Source organism: Actinoplanes sp. NPDC049548, from assembly GCF_040676695.1.
Taxonomy (GTDB): Bacteria; Actinomycetota; Actinomycetes; order Mycobacteriales; family Micromonosporaceae; genus Actinoplanes.
On sequence record NZ_JBFAPM010000014.1, the window covers coordinates 179,411 to 196,982 of the forward strand.

Annotated in this window: 12 protein-coding genes and 2 tRNA genes; 3 read left to right on the forward strand and 11 right to left on the reverse strand. The window is 69.0% G+C overall.

The features are described 5' to 3' along the window. The first annotated feature begins 453 nt into the window (after positions 1-453). Positions 454-4,431 carry a tetratricopeptide repeat protein gene (locus tag AB0J80_RS26330; protein ID WP_364709822.1) on the forward strand — a complete coding sequence of 1,326 codons (3,978 nt, stop codon included), beginning with the start codon at positions 454-456 and terminating at the stop codon, positions 4,429-4,431. Here the strand turns inward: AB0J80_RS26330 and AB0J80_RS26335 are convergent. Next, the gene (locus AB0J80_RS26335; RefSeq protein ID WP_364709825.1) at positions 4,364-5,455 is read right to left on the reverse strand and encodes a WYL domain-containing protein; all 1,092 of its coding nucleotides are present in this window, start codon (positions 5,453-5,455) and stop codon (positions 4,364-4,366) included. The two genes, AB0J80_RS26330 and AB0J80_RS26335, sit on opposite strands and share 68 nt — an antisense overlap. 9 nt (positions 5,456-5,464) lie before the next feature. On the opposite strand from AB0J80_RS26335, the gene AB0J80_RS26340 reads away from it, so the two are divergent. Next, positions 5,465-6,454: an alpha/beta hydrolase gene (locus tag AB0J80_RS26340; protein ID WP_364709827.1), complete on the forward strand. Its 990-nt coding sequence runs from the start codon at positions 5,465-5,467 to the stop codon at positions 6,452-6,454. 165 nt (positions 6,455-6,619) lie between these two features. On the opposite strand, the gene AB0J80_RS26345 is transcribed toward AB0J80_RS26340, so the two are convergent. From AB0J80_RS26345 to gyrB, 6 genes are all read right to left on the reverse strand, one after another. Then, positions 6,620-6,692: transfer RNA gene (locus tag AB0J80_RS26345), tRNA-Ala, on the reverse strand. A gap of 14 nt (positions 6,693-6,706) precedes the next feature. Continuing rightward, the gene (locus AB0J80_RS26350; protein ID WP_211277715.1) at positions 6,707-6,835 is read right to left on the reverse strand and encodes a DLW-39 family protein; all 129 of its coding nucleotides are present in this window, start codon (positions 6,833-6,835) and stop codon (positions 6,707-6,709) included. 37 nt (positions 6,836-6,872) lie between these two features. Continuing rightward, a tRNA-Ile gene (locus tag AB0J80_RS26355) sits at positions 6,873-6,949 on the reverse strand. 235 nt (positions 6,950-7,184) lie between these two features. After that, positions 7,185-8,066, reverse strand: a complete 882-nt coding sequence (locus AB0J80_RS26360) for a DUF3566 domain-containing protein (protein WP_364709830.1) — start codon at positions 8,064-8,066, stop codon at positions 7,185-7,187. A gap of 3 nt (positions 8,067-8,069) precedes the next feature. Then, complete coding sequence (gyrA, locus tag AB0J80_RS26365; protein WP_364709832.1) at positions 8,070-10,580, reverse strand: DNA gyrase subunit A; 2,511 nt, start codon at positions 10,578-10,580, stop codon at positions 8,070-8,072. A 139-nt stretch (positions 10,581-10,719) separates the two neighbouring features. Continuing rightward, positions 10,720-12,672 carry a DNA topoisomerase (ATP-hydrolyzing) subunit B gene (gyrB, locus tag AB0J80_RS26370; protein WP_364709834.1) on the reverse strand — a complete coding sequence of 651 codons (1,953 nt, stop codon included), beginning with the start codon at positions 12,670-12,672 and terminating at the stop codon, positions 10,720-10,722. A gap of 583 nt (positions 12,673-13,255) precedes the next feature. On the opposite strand from gyrB, the gene AB0J80_RS26375 reads away from it, so the two are divergent. Further along, complete coding sequence (locus tag AB0J80_RS26375; protein ID WP_071803982.1) at positions 13,256-13,822, forward strand: hypothetical protein; 567 nt, start codon at positions 13,256-13,258, stop codon at positions 13,820-13,822. On the opposite strand, the gene AB0J80_RS26380 is transcribed toward AB0J80_RS26375, so the two are convergent. The 4 genes from AB0J80_RS26380 to dnaN are packed head-to-tail and all read right to left on the reverse strand — an operon-like array spanning position 13,819 to position 17,536. Then, a complete protein-coding gene (locus tag AB0J80_RS26380; RefSeq protein ID WP_364709838.1) occupies positions 13,819-14,370 on the reverse strand; it encodes a DciA family protein in 552 nt (183 codons plus the stop codon). The genes AB0J80_RS26375 and AB0J80_RS26380 overlap by 4 nt on opposite strands. Then, positions 14,363-15,490: a DNA replication/repair protein RecF gene (recF, locus tag AB0J80_RS26385; protein ID WP_364709840.1), complete on the reverse strand. Its 1,128-nt coding sequence runs from the start codon at positions 15,488-15,490 to the stop codon at positions 14,363-14,365. The genes AB0J80_RS26380 and recF overlap by 8 nt, the downstream gene beginning before the upstream one ends. A gap of 3 nt (positions 15,491-15,493) precedes the next feature. Continuing rightward, positions 15,494-16,366, reverse strand: a complete 873-nt coding sequence (gene gnd, locus AB0J80_RS26390; RefSeq protein ID WP_364709842.1) for a phosphogluconate dehydrogenase (NAD(+)-dependent, decarboxylating) — start codon at positions 16,364-16,366, stop codon at positions 15,494-15,496. A gap of 36 nt (positions 16,367-16,402) precedes the next feature. Then, positions 16,403-17,536 (reverse strand): DNA polymerase III subunit beta, encoded by a 1,134-nt coding sequence (gene dnaN, locus AB0J80_RS26395; RefSeq protein WP_364709844.1) that lies wholly within the window; start codon positions 17,534-17,536, stop codon positions 16,403-16,405. Positions 17,537-17,572 lie beyond the last annotated feature (36 nt).

Below are 17,572 nucleotides of genomic sequence, written 5' to 3' on the forward strand. Positions count from 1 at the left end.
CGCTGCCCGGGCACCTGATGCAACAACCGAACGGCCGATGGCTCTTTCAGGACGCCGACCGGCCCGATCCGCGCTACCTGCGCTGCCGGAGGGCATGGATCAGGAGGCCCGCTACGACCACGACGACGGAGGCGGCACACAGCAGCGCCAGGATGTGCCACGGCTTGATAGCTCCCACCCGCGGACCCTAACAAAGGGCTGATCTTGAGCGTTGGCACCGGCGGATCAGAACCGACGATCATTCACGAATTGAGTGGCTCCATATCCAGGCGGCTCCCCCTTTCGGGCGACTGTGGATGGTCGAAGGGAGTGGCTTTTATCGATCATGAATCGACGGTTTGGTGATGATGACGGGTCCTGCCACAGTGGTGTGATGGGTCTGACACGGACAGCGGTGGATCTCGCGGCGGACGGGAACCGGTTCAGCGTTGTCCGGCCGAAAAGGGAACCGTCGTGATCGACATCGTCGTGCGGGAAACGGCGCCCGCCGGGAACGGCACATTCGCGGCTCGCGTGGAGTTCGAGAACCGCGGCGGTGAGGACGTCAGTGTGTCGGTGCCGGTCGACGATGCCGGCGAGAAGCTGTTGGCCTGGTATTTCGAGGAGCACCTGCGGTTCCCGTTTCTGGACGGCGACCTGGAACGCAAGGCGGTCGAGCTGGTCGCCGAGTACGGGCGTTCGTTGTTCCGGCAGGTGTTCGTCGGAGAGGCCGCCTACGGCTACCGGGACGCCCGCCGAGTGGGTTTCGACGACTACCGGCTGGTCGTACGCGGATCGGCAGCGTTTCAACGGTTGCACTGGGAGGCACTGCGCGACCCGGACAGTGGTGATCGACTGGCGCTGCGGATGCCCGTGGTGCGTCAGGACGCCCGCACGCCGCTGCCCTATGACCTGCCCGCGCCGGCGCCGACGGTGAACATCCTGGTGGTGACGGCGCGGCCGTTCGGTCGCCGCGACGTGGGGTATCGCACGATCTCGCAGCCGCTGCTGGACGCGATCGGGCAGACCGATGTGCCGGTTACGGTGGACCTGGTCCGGCCGGGCACGTGGGAGGCGCTGCGGGAGACACTGCGAGCAGCCGAGCGGGAGCGGGGTCAGGGCTGGTACCAGGTGGTGCACTTCGACGTACACGGCGGGTTCGGCATTCCCGGCACCATGACCACCGACACCGGCGGCAGCACGACACGGTATCTGTTCGACCCGGCCCACACCCCGGCGGCGAACGTCAAGCAGGGGTTCCTGTTCTTCGAGACGGGCACCGCCGGCGAGGCACAGGCGGTGCCGTCGGCTCAGGTCGCCCGGTTGCTGGCGGAGCACCGGGTCGCCGTGGCGGTCCTGAACGCCTGCCAGTCGGCGATGCAGACCGGTGACGAAGCCAGCCTCGCTCACGACCTGGTCACCGTGGGAGCGCCGGTCGCGGTAGGGATGGCCTACTCCGTGACGGTCAGCGCCGCCAAGCGGGCCATGCCCGTGTTCTACGAGCGGCTGGCGGCAGGAGACGATCCCGTACGGGCGGCGTTCGAGGCCCGCCGGGCGCTGCACGACGTGAAGGCCCGGCAGGCGTACTTCGAGTACGAGCTGGACCTGGAGGACTGGATCCTGCCGGTGGTCTACGCCCAGCGGGAGTCCCGGCTGAAGGTCCGCCCGATGACACCGACCGAGGAGGAAGTCTTCTACCGGCGCCGTGAGCAGGTCGCGGTGGCGCCGGTGGTGGAGTACGGGTTCGTCGGCAGGGACCTGGACCTGCACGCCATGGAGCGCATGCTGCTGACCGACCCCCAGCAGACGCAGGTGCTCGTGCGGGGCATGGCCGGGGCCGGGAAGTCGACGCTGCTGGCGCAAGCCGGCTGGTGGTGGCAACGCACCGGCCTGGTCGACCAGGTGTTCACCTTCTCGTACGAACATCGGGCGTGGACCGCCGAGCAGATGATCCGGCACATCGCCCACGAACTGTTCACGCCCGTGGAGTTCGCCCAGTGGGACGCTCTGGGAGATGCCGCCAAGGCGGGCCGGATCACCACGATGCTGCGGGCGTCGCGGCACCTGATCGTGGTGGACAACGCCGAGTCGATCACTGCCAGCCCCGCGGCGATCCCCCATGCCCTCCTCGAAGCCGACCGGGATCGGCTGGCCCGCTGGCTCGCGAGCCTGAAGGGCGGCAAGACACTGCTGTTGGTCGGTTCCCGGGAGGCCGAAACCTGGCTGGCCGGCTACACGTTCACCGACCGCGTGTACGAGCTCCGAGGCCTCGATCCACAGGCGGCATCCGTGATGCTCGACCGGATCCTCACCCGCCACGGCGGCACCCGTTGGTTGTCGGACGACGTCGACAAGGCCCAGCGGCAGGCGCTGCAAGAGCTGATGCGGGTGCTGGACGGCTACCCACTGTCGATGACCGTCGTCCTCCCGAACCTGGCAACCGCCCGACCCACCGAGGTGCTGGCGGAGCTGCACAGCGGTGACGCCGGCGTCGACCCGACGATGGCCGCGCGGCGCGCGATCGAGTACAGCCACGGCAAACTCGACCCCGCACTGCAACGGTCGCTGCTGCTCCTCGCACCGTTCACCGCCACCATTCCCGCCCACATGCTGGATGACTACTTCGACGCGCTGCGCGCCGCTCTGGGATCGGAAGCCCTTGACGGTGTCGACCTGGTGGCGGCCGTGTCGGAGCTGCGACGGGTCGGGCTCGCCGCCGATCACCCGATGTTGCGAGGATTCGTGCAGACGGTGCCGGTTCTGCCGTTCTTCCTCCGCAACCGTATGCGGGATCAGCCGGACCTGGTTCGTGCGGTCGACCAAGCGCATTACGAGCTCTACCTCCGCCTCGGCGCAGCACTGCAGCAGATGCTGCTGAGCCACGACCCGCAGGAGCGGCTGGCCGGACAGGCCGGCGCGACCGCGGAGTACGCCAACTTCACCGCCGCGCTCGGCCACGCCCAACGCACCGCCCAGCCGGTGATGCCCCTGGTCGGCCCGTTGGAGGAGTTCCTCGATCAGACGCAGCAGCACAACGCCCGGCGACAGCTGCTCGACGACGCCATCGCCCGCCACCCGGCCACCGACAACCCCGACCAGCAGGACGAGCTCGCCACTCTGCACAACCTCGCCGGCGTCACCGCACTGGCTCAGCGCCGGCTCGATGACGCCTACCGGCACCACCAGGCCGAGCTCACGATCGGACAGGCCATCGGCGCACGGTTCGGCCAAGGTGCCACGTACGGTCAGCTCGGCCGGGTCGCGCAGGAGCAGAGACGTTTCGAGCAGGCCGAACGGCACTACCACCAGGCCCTCGAGATCTTCCAGGAGTTCGGCGACCGGCACAGCGCCGCCCGTACGTACCACAACCTCGGTGTGATCGCGCAGTCGCAGAAGCGGCTCGACCAGGCGGAACGGCACTACCGGCAGGCCCTCGACATCAAGCGGGACACCGGCGACCGGCACAGCGCGGCGAGTACGTACCACCAGCTCGGAGTGGTTGCGCAGGAACAGAGGCAATTCGACCAGGCCGAGCAGCATTACGTCCAGGCCCTCGACATCTACCTGGAGTTCGGCGACCGCCACAGCGCCGCCCGCACCTACCACAACATCGGTGTGATCGCGCAGGCTCAGAAGCAGCTCGAGCGGGCCGAGCAGCATTACCGGCAGGCCCTCGACATCTACCTGGAGTTCGGCGACCGCCACAGCGCCGCAGGCACCTACCACCAGCTCGGCAGGGTCGCCCAGGAGGAGAAGCGGTTCGAGCAGGCCTTGCAGCATTACCGGCAGGCTCTCGACATCTACCTGGAGTTCGGCGACCGCCACAGCGCCGCAGGCACCTACCACCAGCTCGGCAGGGTCGCCCAGGAACAGACGCGATACGACGACGCCGAAGAGCACTACCAGCAGGCCCTCGACATCAGGGTGGAGTTCGGCGACCGGCACAGCGCCGCCAGCACCCACCACCAGCTCGGTGTGGTGGCACAGTTGCAGAAGCGGTTCGACCAGGCCCTGCAGCACTACCAGCAGGCCCTCGACACCTACCTGGAGTTCGGCGACCGCCACAGCGCCGCAGGCACCTACCACCAGCTCGGCAGGGTCGCCCAGGAACAGACGCGATGCGACGACGCCGAAGAGCACTACCAGCAGGCCCTCGACATCTTCCTGCAATTCGAGGATCGGCACAGCACCGCCATCACCTACCGGCACCTGGCAGAGATCTACATCGCGCTCGGCCGAGACAGCGACGCCGTCGGCGCGTTGCTCCAGTCGGCGGCCAGCTGGCAGGCGAGCACCGAGACATGGCCCACGCAAGTGCTCGACCTGCTGCGGAGGGAAAAGGGCTCGCTACCGCCGGACGAGTTCGAGCACGCCGTCAGCGAGATCATTCCAGCCGATCTGCGAGAGAGCCTCCGCAGCGCACTCGGCCCGGACGGACAGCCTGCCGGCTGAAAGGCCCGGCGGTCGCGAGGGCTGAGCCGTATCGCTCCGCGAGCACGTCGCCGATCGAGGCCAGGTGGTCCCGCACCCGCGGAGGGCCGGTCACCTCGAGGTATTCGACCAGCCCGGCAAGCTCCCCGGCGAGTATGTGTTCGTCGTTGCCGCGGATCACAACCTCGATGCGGCCGTCGGCCGTGGCACCTCCCACTTCGAGTCGAGCGCCGAACCCCATTCGGAGCACGTCCATCCCGTGGGGCGCGCACATCGCCCGGGCCTCGAGGGGTGTTCGCTTGCGTTCGACCTCGTCGGCGATCGCGCGCCAGCTCTCGGCAAGGTCGAAGTCATCGGGCCGGTGCACGGGATCGGCGGTCGGGTCGACGGACGACACGCGGTCGATCCGGAAGGTCCGCCGGCCGGCCTCGGTGTGAGAGACGAGGTACCACGACGGGCCTTTGGCGACGATGCCCAGCGGGTGGACGGTTCGCTCGGTTTCGGTACGTTCGCGGTCGACGTAGCCGAGTCGGACCTGGACGCCGCGAATCACCGCGTCCTGGAGCTCGTCGAGGAAGCGAGGCGGTCGGGGCTCGACCCGGTTCGACCCCCACCGGTGCGGATCCGTGACGAGCGACGCCGCCGCCGACTCCGCCTGCGCCCGGAACGGCTCCGGCAATGCATGGACGAGCTTGCGCAGCGCCGCTTTCACCGCCGGTGTCACAGACGAGGCCGGACCGGCGACCAGGAACAGAGCGCGGGCCTCACCCGCGGTCAACCCGGACAGGTCGGTGCGGGCGCCGCCCACGAGGCGCCAGCCGCCGCCTCGGCCCTGCACGGAGTACACCGGCACGCCGGCCATGCCCAGGGCGTCGAGGTCGCGGCGGGCGGTGCGCTCGGAGATCTCCAGCTCCCGGGCGACCTCCGCTGCGGTCACCTGCCCGCGATGTTGCAGCAGCAGGATGATCGCCATCAACCGGTCGGCTCTCACCCGGACAACACTTCCCCCAAAACCGGTCAGGAGGTGACCGGTATCGGTCCGCACGATATCGGCATGACAACCGATTTTCCCGAGCCCACCCGCATTTCGGTCAACGGTGTGGAACTCGAAGTCTTCGAAGCCGGTCGGCGGAACGCGGGGAACCCCATCGTCCTCTGTCACGGCTGGCCCGAGCACGCCTTCTCCTGGCGCTATCAGGTGCCGGCCCTGGCCGCCGCGGGCTACCACGTCATCGTCCCGAACCAGCGGGGTTACGGAAACTCGTCCCGCCCCGCCGAAGTGACGGAATACGACATCGAGCACCTGGCGGGTGACCTCGTCGCCCTCCTCGATCACTACGGCTACGAGGATGCCACCTTCGTCGGCCATGACTGGGGCGCATTCGTCGTCTGGGGCCTGACCCTCCTGCACCCGAACCGGGTCAACGGCGTGGTAGCGCTGAGCGTGCCCTACCAAGAGCGCGGAGAGATGCCCTGGATCGAGGTCATGGAGGCCGTGCTCGGCGCCGACTTCTACCTCGTCCACTTCAACCGGCAGCCGGGCGTCGCGGACGCCGTGCTCGGGGAGAACACGTTCCAGTTCCTTCGGAACCTCTACCGGAAGAACGTGCCCCTCGCAGAGCCCCAGCCGGGCAACGCGCTTATCAACCTCGCTGGAGCGGAAACTCCCCTCGGTGACCCCGTCATGAGTGACAGCGAACTGGCTGTCTTCGTCTCCGCATTCGAGTCGACAGGGTTCACGGGCGGAATCAACTGGTACCGGAACCTGGACCGCAACTGGCGCCTGCTGGCGGACGTGGACCCGGTCATCCGACAGCCCACCCTCATGATCTACGGCGACCGCGACACGGTCGCGAGGGCTGAAAGACTGACGGAATTCGTACCGAACGTGGAAGTGGTCACTCTGGACTGCGGTCATTGGATCCAGCAGGAGAAGCCGCAGGAAACGACTGACGCGATTCTGAAGTGGCTGGACCAGCGGGATCCCGGCCAGCATTCCAGCAGGGCTTCCGCTCACGGTTCGCCGAAGGTTCGCGGGTCGTAGTCGCCGGTAAGGCGCTCTGCGCCGCGGGTGGGCGGCGTCAGCCACCACCCCGCCTGGGTGCGCCGACGCTTGCCTCGATGCACGGCTGCCGGCGGCTGTTCGCGAGCGAGGCCTGGTCGTCAGGTCAGGCCTCGCAGCGGCGAGCCCTGAGTCGTACCGAGTTTGTGGAGCCCAGGGGACTTGAACCCCTAACCCCCGCCTTGCAAAGGCGGTGCTCTGCCAGTTGAGCTAGGGCCCCCGGAACTGCGGGGCTCAGCGCAGGTCGGGCGCCGTGGTGGCCTCGTGCCAGAGGGCACGCTCGTCGCTGGAGGCCTTGACCCTCTTGACCACCAGGGCGGCCGCGCCGACGATGCCGGCGACGATCAGGAGCTTCTTCAGCATGGCCGGGTCCCCTTTGATCTGCGGCGGAGGACGTGCGTGGTGGGGCTAGCTGGAATCGAACCAGCGACCTCAGAGTTATCAGCTCTGCGCTCTAACCGACTGAGCTATAGCCCCGTGACAGCGACACGAAGGTTACCGTACCCGGTTGGGCTCGCCCAAATCGGGGGGCGACTCGCCGCGTCGGGGCCGGCCGGCTGGGGGATCGCGGTCCGGCATGACGTGTCCGAAGGGGCAAGAAGCCGGGTGCGGACGGGAAGCGCCGGGCGGCGCGTCCCGGTGGCACCGCTTGGGCGTCCGGAGACACAGCGGCCGCCGCGGAAGCCCGCGGCGGCCGCTTGCCTGTCTGTCGTCAGTCGCGCTCGGCGAGGGTCAGCTCGATGCCGCCGACCAGGTCCGCGCAGACGTTGTAGATGAACGCGCCCAGCGTGGCCAGGGCCGTGAACAGCACCACGTTCACCGCGCCGATCAGCATCGAGGTGCCGATGACGCCCCAGGCGGTGATGCGGAAGCCCGTGTTGGTCGTGCCCGTGCCGCCGCTGGCGTTCACGAGGCTCTGCAGGCTGGTGTTCACCTCGGTCCAGACGCCCATGGCGTCGAGGGCCAGGTAGAGCACCGAGGTGGCCACGACCACCACGATGAACAGGACCACGGAGACGGCGAAGGCGAACTTCATCACGGACCAGGGGTCGATCCGCTTGAGGTTCAGGCGGGCCCGGCGGGGACCCCGGGCGGCCGCCGAGGACACGGTCGAGCGCGCCGAGCGTACGGCCTCGGACACCCGGGCCGCGCCGACCGCTGCGGAACCGCTGGCCGCGGCCGCGGCGCCGCCGGACGGAGGCTTGGGGGCCGCGCCGGGACGCTGCGGGACCGTGGCCGGCTTGGCGGGCGGCGGGGCGACCCCGGCTCTCCCGGCCTGGGCCGTCGGCGCCGCGGTGCCCGAGCTCTTGCCCTTGGTGACGATCGGCACGGTGGCCGAGCCCTTGGCCGCCGGGGACGGGCCGCTCGGCCGTTTGCCATCGGCCTGTCCGTCGCCGTCGGCGCTCGGCTCACCCGGCGGCGGGGGCATGCCCGGGGCGCGGGTGAACTTCGGCGGGGACGGGGCGTCCGCGGGGACCGCCGCGCGGCCAGCTGCCTCGCGTCCGTTCGATGCGGCGCCGTCCTTCTTCGGCTCCCCATCGACCGGAGTCGACGAGGCCCCCGGACCTCCCGACTTCGCCTGTGTCTCCGGCATCAACTAGTCCTGTTCGTCAGGCTCGTCGGCATTACGAGCAAGCGCCACGATGGTTACACCTTCTGGGAGGTCCATCAGCTTGACCCCCATTGTGTTCCGATCCCGCGTGCGCCGTACAGGCTTCACGGGAGTCCGGATGACACCACCATTGCTGGTGATGGCAAACAGTTCATCCTCCGGGCTGATCACCAGCGCTCCGACCAGACCACCACGACGCTCCGTGATCTTCGCGGTCAGCACGCCCTTGCCACCCCGACCCTGGACCGGGTACTCCTCGATCGGCGTCCGCTTGGCATACCCGCCGTTGGTCGCGACCAAAACGTCCATGCCCTCCTGGACCACCTCCATCGCGAGCAGCTCGTCGGAGTCGCCGAAGCGCATGCCGATGACGCCCGAGGTCGCCCGCCCCATCGGGCGCAGGGCCTCGTCGGTCGCGTTGAACCGGATCGCCTGGGCCTTCTTCGACACCAGGAGCAGGTCGTTCTCCGGCGCAGCCAGCGCGGCACCCACCAACTCGTCATCCTCCCGCAGGTTGATGGCGATGATGCCACCGCTGCGGTTGGAGTCAAACTCGGCGAGGCGGGTCTTCTTCACGAGGCCATTCTTGGTGGCGAGCACAAGGTACGGCGCGACCTCGTAGTTCGGGATCTGAATGACCTGCGCGATGTGCTCGTCCGGCTGGAAGGCGAGCAGGTTGGCGACGTGCTGGCCCTTCGCGACCCGGTTGGCCTCCGGCAGCTCGTACGCCTTGGCGCGGTAGACCCGGCCCTTGTTCGTGAAGAACAGGATCCACGAGTGGGTCGAGATGACGAAGAAGTGGCTGACGATGTCGTCCTGGCGCAGGGAAGCGCCGCTCACGCCCTTGCCGCCGCGCTTCTGTGAGCGGTAGAGGTCGACCTTGGTGCGCTTGGCGTACCCGGTGCGTGTGATGGTCACCACAACGTCCTCGCGCGCGATGAGGTCCTCCATCGAGACCTCGCCGTCGAACGGGATGATCTGGGTGCGCCGGTCGTCGCCGAAGCGGCTCACGATCTCGGCCAGCTCCTCGGAGACGATCGCCCGCTGCCGCTCCGGCTTGGCGAGGATGTCCTTGAGGTCGGCGATCTCGATCTCGATGCTGGCCAGCTCGTCGATGATCTTCTGCCGCTCGAGGGCCGCCAGGCGCCGCAGCTGCATGTCCAGGATCGCCTGGGACTGCACCTGGTCGATGTCGAGCAGCTGGATCAGGCCCTGACGGGCGTCCTCGACCGTGGGCGAGCGCCGGATCAGGGCGATGACCTCGTCGAGCGCGTCGAGCGCCTTGACCAGGCCGCGCAGGATGTGCGCACGCTCCTCGGCCTTGCGCAGGCGGAACGCGGTCCGCCGGCGGATGACCTCGATCTGGTGCTCGACGTAGTAGCGGATGAACTGCGCCAGGTTCAGCGTGCGCGGCACCCCGTCGACCAGCGCCAGCATGTTGGCGCCGAACGTCTCCTGCAGCTGGGTGTGCTTGTAGAGGTTGTTCAGCACGACCTTCGCGACCGCGTCGCGCTTCAGGACCAGGATCAACCGCATTCCGGTACGCCCGGACGACTCGTCCCGGATGTCCGCGATGCCGGTGAGCTTGCCCTCCTTGACGAGCTCGGCGACGCGCTCGGCGAGGTTGTCGGGGTTCACCTGGTACGGCAGCTCGGTGACCACCAGGCACGGCCGGCCGCGCTGGTCCTCCTCGACCTCCACGACGGCGCGCATGCGGATCGAGCCACGGCCGGTGCGGTAGGCGTCCTGAATCGCCGACTGGCCGACGATCAGGCCCTTGGTCGGGAAGTCGGGACCCTTGACGATCTCCAGCAGCGCGTCGAGCGTCGTGGCCTCGTCGACCTCCGGGTTGTCCAGGCACCACTGCACGGCCGCGGCGATCTCGCGCAGGTTGTGCGGCGGGATCTTGGTGGCCATACCGACGGCGATGCCCTCGGAGCCGTTGACGAGCAGGTTGGGGAACCGCGCCGGCAAAATCGTGGGCTCCTTGGCCCGGCCGTCGTAGTTGTCCTGCATGTCGACGGTGTCCTCGTCGATGTCCCGCAGCATCTCCATGGCGAGCGGCGAGAGCTTCGACTCGGTGTACCGCATGGCGGCCGGCGGGTCGTTGCCCGGCGAGCCGAAGTTGCCGTTGCCGTCGATCAGCGGGTAGCGCAGCGACCAGGGCTGCCCCATCCGCACGAGGGCGTCGTAGATCGACGAGTCGCCGTGCGGGTGGTAGTTGCCCATGACGTCGCCGACCACGCGGGCGCACTTCACGTAGCCACGGTCCGGGCGGAAGCCCGAGTCGTACATCGCGTAGAGGATCTTGCGGTGCACCGGCTTGAGGCCGTCGCGGACGTCCGGCAGCGCGCGGCCCACGATCACGCTCATCGCGTAGTCGAGGTACGACCGCTGCATCTCGACCTCGAGGCCGACCGGCTCGACGCGCTGACCCACGCCGCCGCCGGTGTCGTCCTGCGGCTCCTCGGCGGGGATCTCGGGAGTATCCGTCACAGTTAACCCTTACTTACGGTCGAACCCGACAAACGGGCCCGAGCTACGCATTTCGCTGTGGATAACGCTGTGGAAAGCGGTGGAACGCTGTGCATAACCCGAGGTGAGCGGTGCCGCGGGGGCACCGCTCACCGGCGGATCAGATGTCCAGGAAGCGCACGTCCTTGGCGTTGCGCTGGATGAACGAGCGGCGGGCCTCCACGTCCTCGCCCATGAGGACGCTGAACAGCTCGTCCGCCGTGGCCGCGTCGTCGAGCGTCACCTGGCGCAGCGTGCGGGTGGCCGGGTCCATCGTCGTGTCCCACAGCTCGCGGAAGTTCATCTCACCGAGACCCTTGAACCGCTGGATGTCGTCCGGCTTGGCGTTCGGCTTCTTCTGCTGGCGCAGCGCGATCAGGCCGTCACGCTCCCGGTCCGAGTACGCGTACTGCGCGTCGTCACCGCGCTTGTTCCACTTGATCTTGTAAAGCGGCGGGGCGGCGAGGTAGACGTGCCCCTGCTCGACCAGCGGCCGCATGAAGCGGAACAACAGGGTCAGCAGCAGCGTCTGGATGTGCTGGCCGTCGACGTCGGCGTCCGCCATCAACACGATCTTGTGGTAGCGCAGCTTGGCGATGTCGAAGTCGTCGTGGATGCCGGTGCCCAGCGCGGTGATCAGCGCCTGGACCTCGTTGTTCTTCAGCACCCGGTCGATACGGGCCTTCTCCACGTTGAGGATCTTGCCGCGGATCGGCAGGATCGCCTGGATCTGGCTGTCGCGGCCCTGCTTGGCCGAACCGCCGGCCGAGTCGCCCTCGACGATGAACAGCTCCGAGACCCTCGGGTCGGTCGACTGGCAGTCGGCCAGCTTGCCGGGCATGGAGCCGGACTCCAGCAGCGACTTGCGCCGGGCCAGCTTGCGGGCCTGCTGGGCTGCGATCCGCGCGCGGGCCGCCTGTGAGGCCTTGGTGATGATCGTCTTGGCCTCGGCCGGGTTGCGGTCGAACCAGTCGGCGATCCGCTCGTTGGCGATCTTCTGCACGAAGCTCTTCATGTCGGTGTTGCCGAGCTTCGTCTTGGTCTGCCCCTCGAACTGAGGGTTCGCCAGCTTGACGGAGATGATCGCGGCGAGGCCCTCGCGGATGTCCTCGCCGGAGAGCTTCTCGTCGCTCTTGAGGAACTTCTTCTCGACGCCGTACCGGTTGACGATGCCGGTCAGCGCGGCCCGGAAGCCCTCCTCGTGCGTGCCGCCCTCGTGGGTGTTGATCGTGTTGGCGAAGGTGTAGACCGACTCGCCGTACGACTCGTTCCACTGCATGGCGATCTCCAGGGCCATGCCCTCCTCGTTCGCCTCGGCGTCGAACTCGATCACCGACTTGTGGATCGGAGTCTTGGTGTGGTTGAGGTGCCGCACGAAGTCGGCGATGCCGTTCTCGTACATGAAGGTGACCTGGCGCGGCTTGCCCTCGTCGTCGACCTGGTCGGGCCGCTGGTCGACCAGGTTGATGGTCAGGCCCTTGTTGAGGAACGCCATCTCCTGCAGCCGGCGGTAGATCGTCTGGAAGTCGAACTCGACCGTCTCGAAGATCGTCGGGTCCGGCCAGAACTGGACCGTGGACCCGGTCGTGTCGGTCGCCTCGCCCTTCTCCAGCGGGCTCGGCTTCGACGCCGTGTACTTCTGCCGGTAGACGTTGCCGGACTTGTGGATCTCCACGGCCATCCGGGTGGAAAGCGCGTTCACCACGGACACGCCGACGCCGTGCAGACCGCCGGAGACCGCGTACGCCTTGCCGTCGAACTTGCCGCCCGCGTGGAGGACGGTCAGCGCGACCTCGACGCCCGGCTTCTTGAGCTTCGGGTGCAGGTCGACCGGGAATCCCCGGCCGTTGTCGGTGACGGAGACACCACCGTCCGCCAGCAGGACCACGTCGATCGTGTCGCAGTGACCCGCGAGCGCCTCGTCGACGGCGTTGTCCACAACCTCCCAGACGAGGTGGTGCAGGCCCCGCTCGCCCGTCGAACCGATGTACATACCGGGACGCTTGCGGACCGCCTCGAGGCCTTCGAGCACGGTGATGGACTCGGCACCGTATTCCTGCTTCTTCTCTGCCACCCTCGGCCACTTTCTCGCACCGGTCTCCGCGAGGAGGCCCGGCCACGGGGTTGGCGGGGCGCTCGGCGGGCAGCCGGCGGGCAGGGCGAACCACAGGCGAGCGAGCCGCGAGAAGGAGGCGGACCACCGGTGGAGCCGAGCGCGCCGGTCGCCGCGGTCGTCCCGCGGATCGTGATCGGCTGGAAAAAACGCGTAGCGTGACGAGTGCTCGCCGCTAGGGGGAGTTCGGCACGTGTCGCACTTTCCCGGTCTCCGTCGATTCTACTCCGTCCGAGCGAGTTATCGGAGGTCCGGCACCCTCGTACGGGCACCTCAGATTGCCGTAGCGCCCCGGAGGGCCGTTCCCACGGGTCCCCCTACACGGAATGAGGCCCCACCGCAACGGTGCACCGTCCGGCGGCTGACCGTTGAGGCGCGCCTGCACCGGCCCGGCGCCACGCGCTGCGACACTGCCTCACACGGGTGGGCGAGAGTGTCGTAACCTCGCCCGCGCGGGCCGCAGCGTGGCCGGACGGCCCGCACCCGGGCGGAAGCGAATCCGCCGGGCGGTCCGCAGCCGGCGTCGAGGAGAGGTGGGAGCCCCATGGCGCACGACAAGGGGCTGGACAACGTCGCCGTGCACTGGCCGCGGACGAACCGGTTCTACGACCCGGTCGCCCCCGCGGAGTTCGTCGACTTCGGCGCCGTCGCCGACGCGCCGGACATCGCCGCGCCCACCGGAGCTCTCGCGCTGCACATCGCCAAGACCGGAACGGTACGCGCGACCGCGTACACCGAGCTCGTGGACCTGCTGCTGGGGTTGGAGGGCGTCCTGTACGCGACGGACGCCGCGGCCGAGGACGAGGACCCGGTCATCGACCCCGACGGCTGCGCGTGGATCGCGGGGGGCCTGGAGCGCTTCGTCGAGGGCCACCAGCCGTACGGGGACCTCGTCACGTTCGACAGTGTGGCCGAGGTCATGCGCGCCGCCGTGGCCGCCGGGCGGCTCGCCGAGCAGCAGCTGCGATGGCTGGAACAGCGGCTGGCGGCGCTCCGCGACGATGCCGGCAACGCACCGCACTGGAGCTTCGCCCGTACCGAACTAGCGATTCTGGCGGGGTTCTATCGCCGCTGCGCCGACCGCGGTTACGCCGTCTTCGCGGACTATTAGCCGTAGGTGTCGCGCGGGCCGCGGCCCTGCACCCGACGGGGGCCGCGGTTCCACGACGGGGCCGCGGGGCCGTGAATGTTGAGCCTGGTCACCACGTTGTGGCCGACCTCTTTGGCGATGTTGCGCAGCAGCGTCGCGGCGAGCAGGCGCAGCTGCGTCGCCCAGGCCGTCGACTCCGCCTCGACGGTGAGCACGCCGCCCTCGAGCTTCACCGGGTTGCTGTGCTTGGCGATGTCCGGACCGACGACCTTCTCCCACGCGCCGAAGACCGTCGCCTCCGCGGCCGGCTTCTGCCAGCCGCGCTGCTTCATGATCCGTTCCAGGACCGCGCCGAACAGCTGCGGGTCGCGGGGGTCAGGGCCCGGACCGGAATAGCCGCGGAGCCGTTTTCCCTCGCCCTCGGAGCTTCCGGTACGCCGGGGACGCGGCCGCTGAGCCGCCCTCCGTTTGGCCAACGCGGCATCGAGCACCGCCCGAGCCAGCTGGGGACCGGTCTGCTCGGGCCCTGAGGCGGCCGCTGCACCCTTTTCCGCGGGTTCCTCAGACACGGGTCACCGTTCCTGGTCCGACGTCGTAGCGGGCGCCCTGGAGGGCCGCCGGCACATCCTCCGCCACCGCGCAGGTCACCAGCAACTGGGTAGCGTCCGACACCAGGGCGGCGAGGCGCTCGCGGCGGCCGGCGTCCAGCTCGGCGAACACGTCGTCGAGGATCAGCACCGGTTCGATGCCGTCGGTGCGCAGCAGGTCGTAGGCCGCCAGCCGCAGCGCCAGGGCGAACGACCAGGACTCGCCGTGGCTCGCGTACCCCTTCGCCGGAAGATCTCCCAACGCCAGCGTGAGGTCGTCGCGGTGCGGGCCGACCAGCGTGACCCCCCGCTCGGTCTCCGCCTGACGGCGCTCGACGAGCGAAGCGAGCAGGGCCTCCTCCAGCGCCGGGCGGTCCGGTGCCAGGCCGTCGCCGAGGCGCGACGCGTACGCGATGGACGCGGACGACCGCCCGGCCGCCACCGCGTCGTAGGCCTTCGTCAGATGCGGCGCGAGGGCCGCTACCAGCTCGATCCGGCCGGCCAGCAGCTCGGCGCCGTGATGGGCGAGATGCTGGTCCCACACCGCGAGCGTCGACAGATCCTGCCCGCGGGTGCCACCGACCTTGCGCGTCAGGTACGCCGTCCGCAGCAGAGCGTTGCGTTGCTTGACGACGCGGTCGTAGTCGGCACGCACGCCGGCATAGCGCGGCTGCCGGGCGACGAGCAGGTCGTCGAGGTAACGCCGCCGCTCCGACGGGTCACCGCGGACCAACTCGAGATCCTCCGGGGCGAACAGCACCATGCGCAGGGCGCCGAGAACCTCCCGGGACCGGCGTACGGGAGACCGGTTGAGCCGCGCCCGGTTCGCCTTGCCGGGCACGATCTCCAGCTCCACGAGCAGCTCGCGTCCGTCGTGGACGATCGCGCACCGGATCACCGCCGAGGTCGCACCGGCACGCACCAGCGGGGCGTCGGTGGCCACCCGGTGACTGTCCAGAGTGGCCACATACCCCAGGGCCTCGACCAGGTTGGTCTTGCCCATGCCGTTCTGGCCGACCAGCACCGCGACGCCCGGGTCGAAGTCGACCGCCACCCGCTCGTACGAGCGGAAATCGATCAGCTCGACCCGGCGCACGTACATGGATCAGCGCTTGACGGCGTGGCCGCCGAACTGGTTGCGCAGCGCGGCGACGGCCTTCATGGCCGGCGAGTCCTCCTGGCGGGACTGGAAGCGGGCGAACAGCGACGCCGCGATCACGTTGGCCGGCACAGCGAGGCGCACGGCCTCGTCGACCGTCCAGCGACCCTCGCCGGTGTCCTCGGCGTAGCCCTTGAGGTTGGCCAGCTCCGGGTCCTCGTCGAGCGCGCGGTCCAGCAGGTCGAGCAGCCAGGACTTGACGACCGAGCCCTCACGCCAGCTCTTGATGACGGCGGGGACGTTCTCGACGAGCTCCGACGCCTCGAGGATCTCGTAGCCCTCCGCGTACGCGTGCATCAGGCCGTACTCGATGCCGTTGTGGACCATCTTGGAGTAGTGCCCGGCGCCGTGCGAGCCGGCGTGCGCGAAGCCGAACGGGCCGGCCGGCTTGAGCGCGTCGAAGATCGGCTGGCAGTGCGCCACGATCTCGGCGTCGCCGCCGACCATCAGCGCGTACCCGTTGGTGTTGCCCCAGATGCCACCGGAGACGCCGCAGTCGAGGTAGTGGATGCCCTTGGCCTTGAGCCGCTCGGCGCGGGGAGCGTCGTCGGTGAACTTCGAGTTGCCACCGTCGATGATGATGTCGCCCTCGGAGAGCAGCTCCGAGAGCTCGTCGATCGTCTTCTCGGTGATCTGGCCGGCGGGAACCATCGTCCAGACCACCCGCGGGGCGGCGAGCTTCTCGACCAGCTCGGCGAGGCTGGCGACGTCGGTGGTCTCCTTGTGGTGGTCGTAGCCGACAACCTCCTGGCCGGCGGCGCGCAGGCGGTCGCGCATGTTGCCGCCCATCCGGCCCAGTCCGATGAGGCCGAGCTGCATGATGTCCCCCTAGGTGTGTGTTCCTTCAGCCCAGTATCAGCGGGTTACCCGGATAGGCATGATCAGATAGCGGTATCCGGGCACGATTTCGCCGTCTTCGCCTGCGGGCGAGATCACAGCGGGCTTGAAGGCGTCGACGAACGACAGAACCGCGGTGGGGGCGCCGAGGTTCTGCAGGCCGTCGATCAGATACTGCGGGTTGAAGCCGATGGTCAGCGGCTCACCGGTGAAGGTGGCCTCCATGGCCTCGCTGGCCCGGGCCTCCTCGGTGCCGCCCGCCTCCACGACGAGGCCGTCCTCGCCGAAGGAGAGCAGCACCGGGGTGGTGCGCTCGGCCACCAGGGCCACGCGCCGGACCACCTCGACCAGCGCGGAGACGGTGACACGAGCCTCCGCGTTGTGGCTGGCGGGAAAGAGTGAACGCACCGGCGGGTAGTTGGCGCCGTCGAGCAGCCGGCTCGTGGTGCGGCGGGTGCCCCCGGCGAAACCGATCATGCCTTCGCCGGCGTTGCCCTGCGCGAGCGCGAGCGTGACCGCGCCACCGATGGGACCCAGCGCCTTGGCGGTGTCGTTGAGAGTCTTCGCCGGCACCAGCGCGTTCAAGCTGATATCCGGGTCGTCCGGGTTCCACTCGAGCTCACGCATGGCGAGCCGGTAGCGGTCGGTGGCCAGCATGGCCATCGTCGAGCCGTTCAGCTCGATGCGCACACCGGTCATCATCGGCAGCGTCTCGTCCCGGCCGGCGGCGACGGCGACCTGGGCCACCGCGACCGCGAACGCCTGCGCGTCGACGGTGCCGGCGCTCGACGGCATCTCCGGCAGCGTCGGGTAGTCCTCCACCGGCATCACCGGAAGGGTGAAGCGCGCGCTGCCGCACACCAGCTCCAGGTGGGAACCGACGGCGGCGATGTCCACCGGCTTGGCCGGCAGGGCCTTGGTGATCTCGGCCAGCAGGCGGCCGGAGACGAGCGCGGCGCCGTCGGCGTCGGCCTGCACCTCCACGCTCACCTGGCTGGAGACCTCGTAGTCGAATCCGGAGACGTGCAACCTGCCGTCGGTCACCCGCAGCATGACGCCGGCAAGGACCGGCACCGACGGGCGGCTGGGGAGGCTCTTGGCCGTCCACGCCACGGCGTCTGCGAGTGCGTCTCGCTCCACCCGGAACTTCATGCCATGCCCTCCGCGTCACTTTCCTGCTTGGGAACT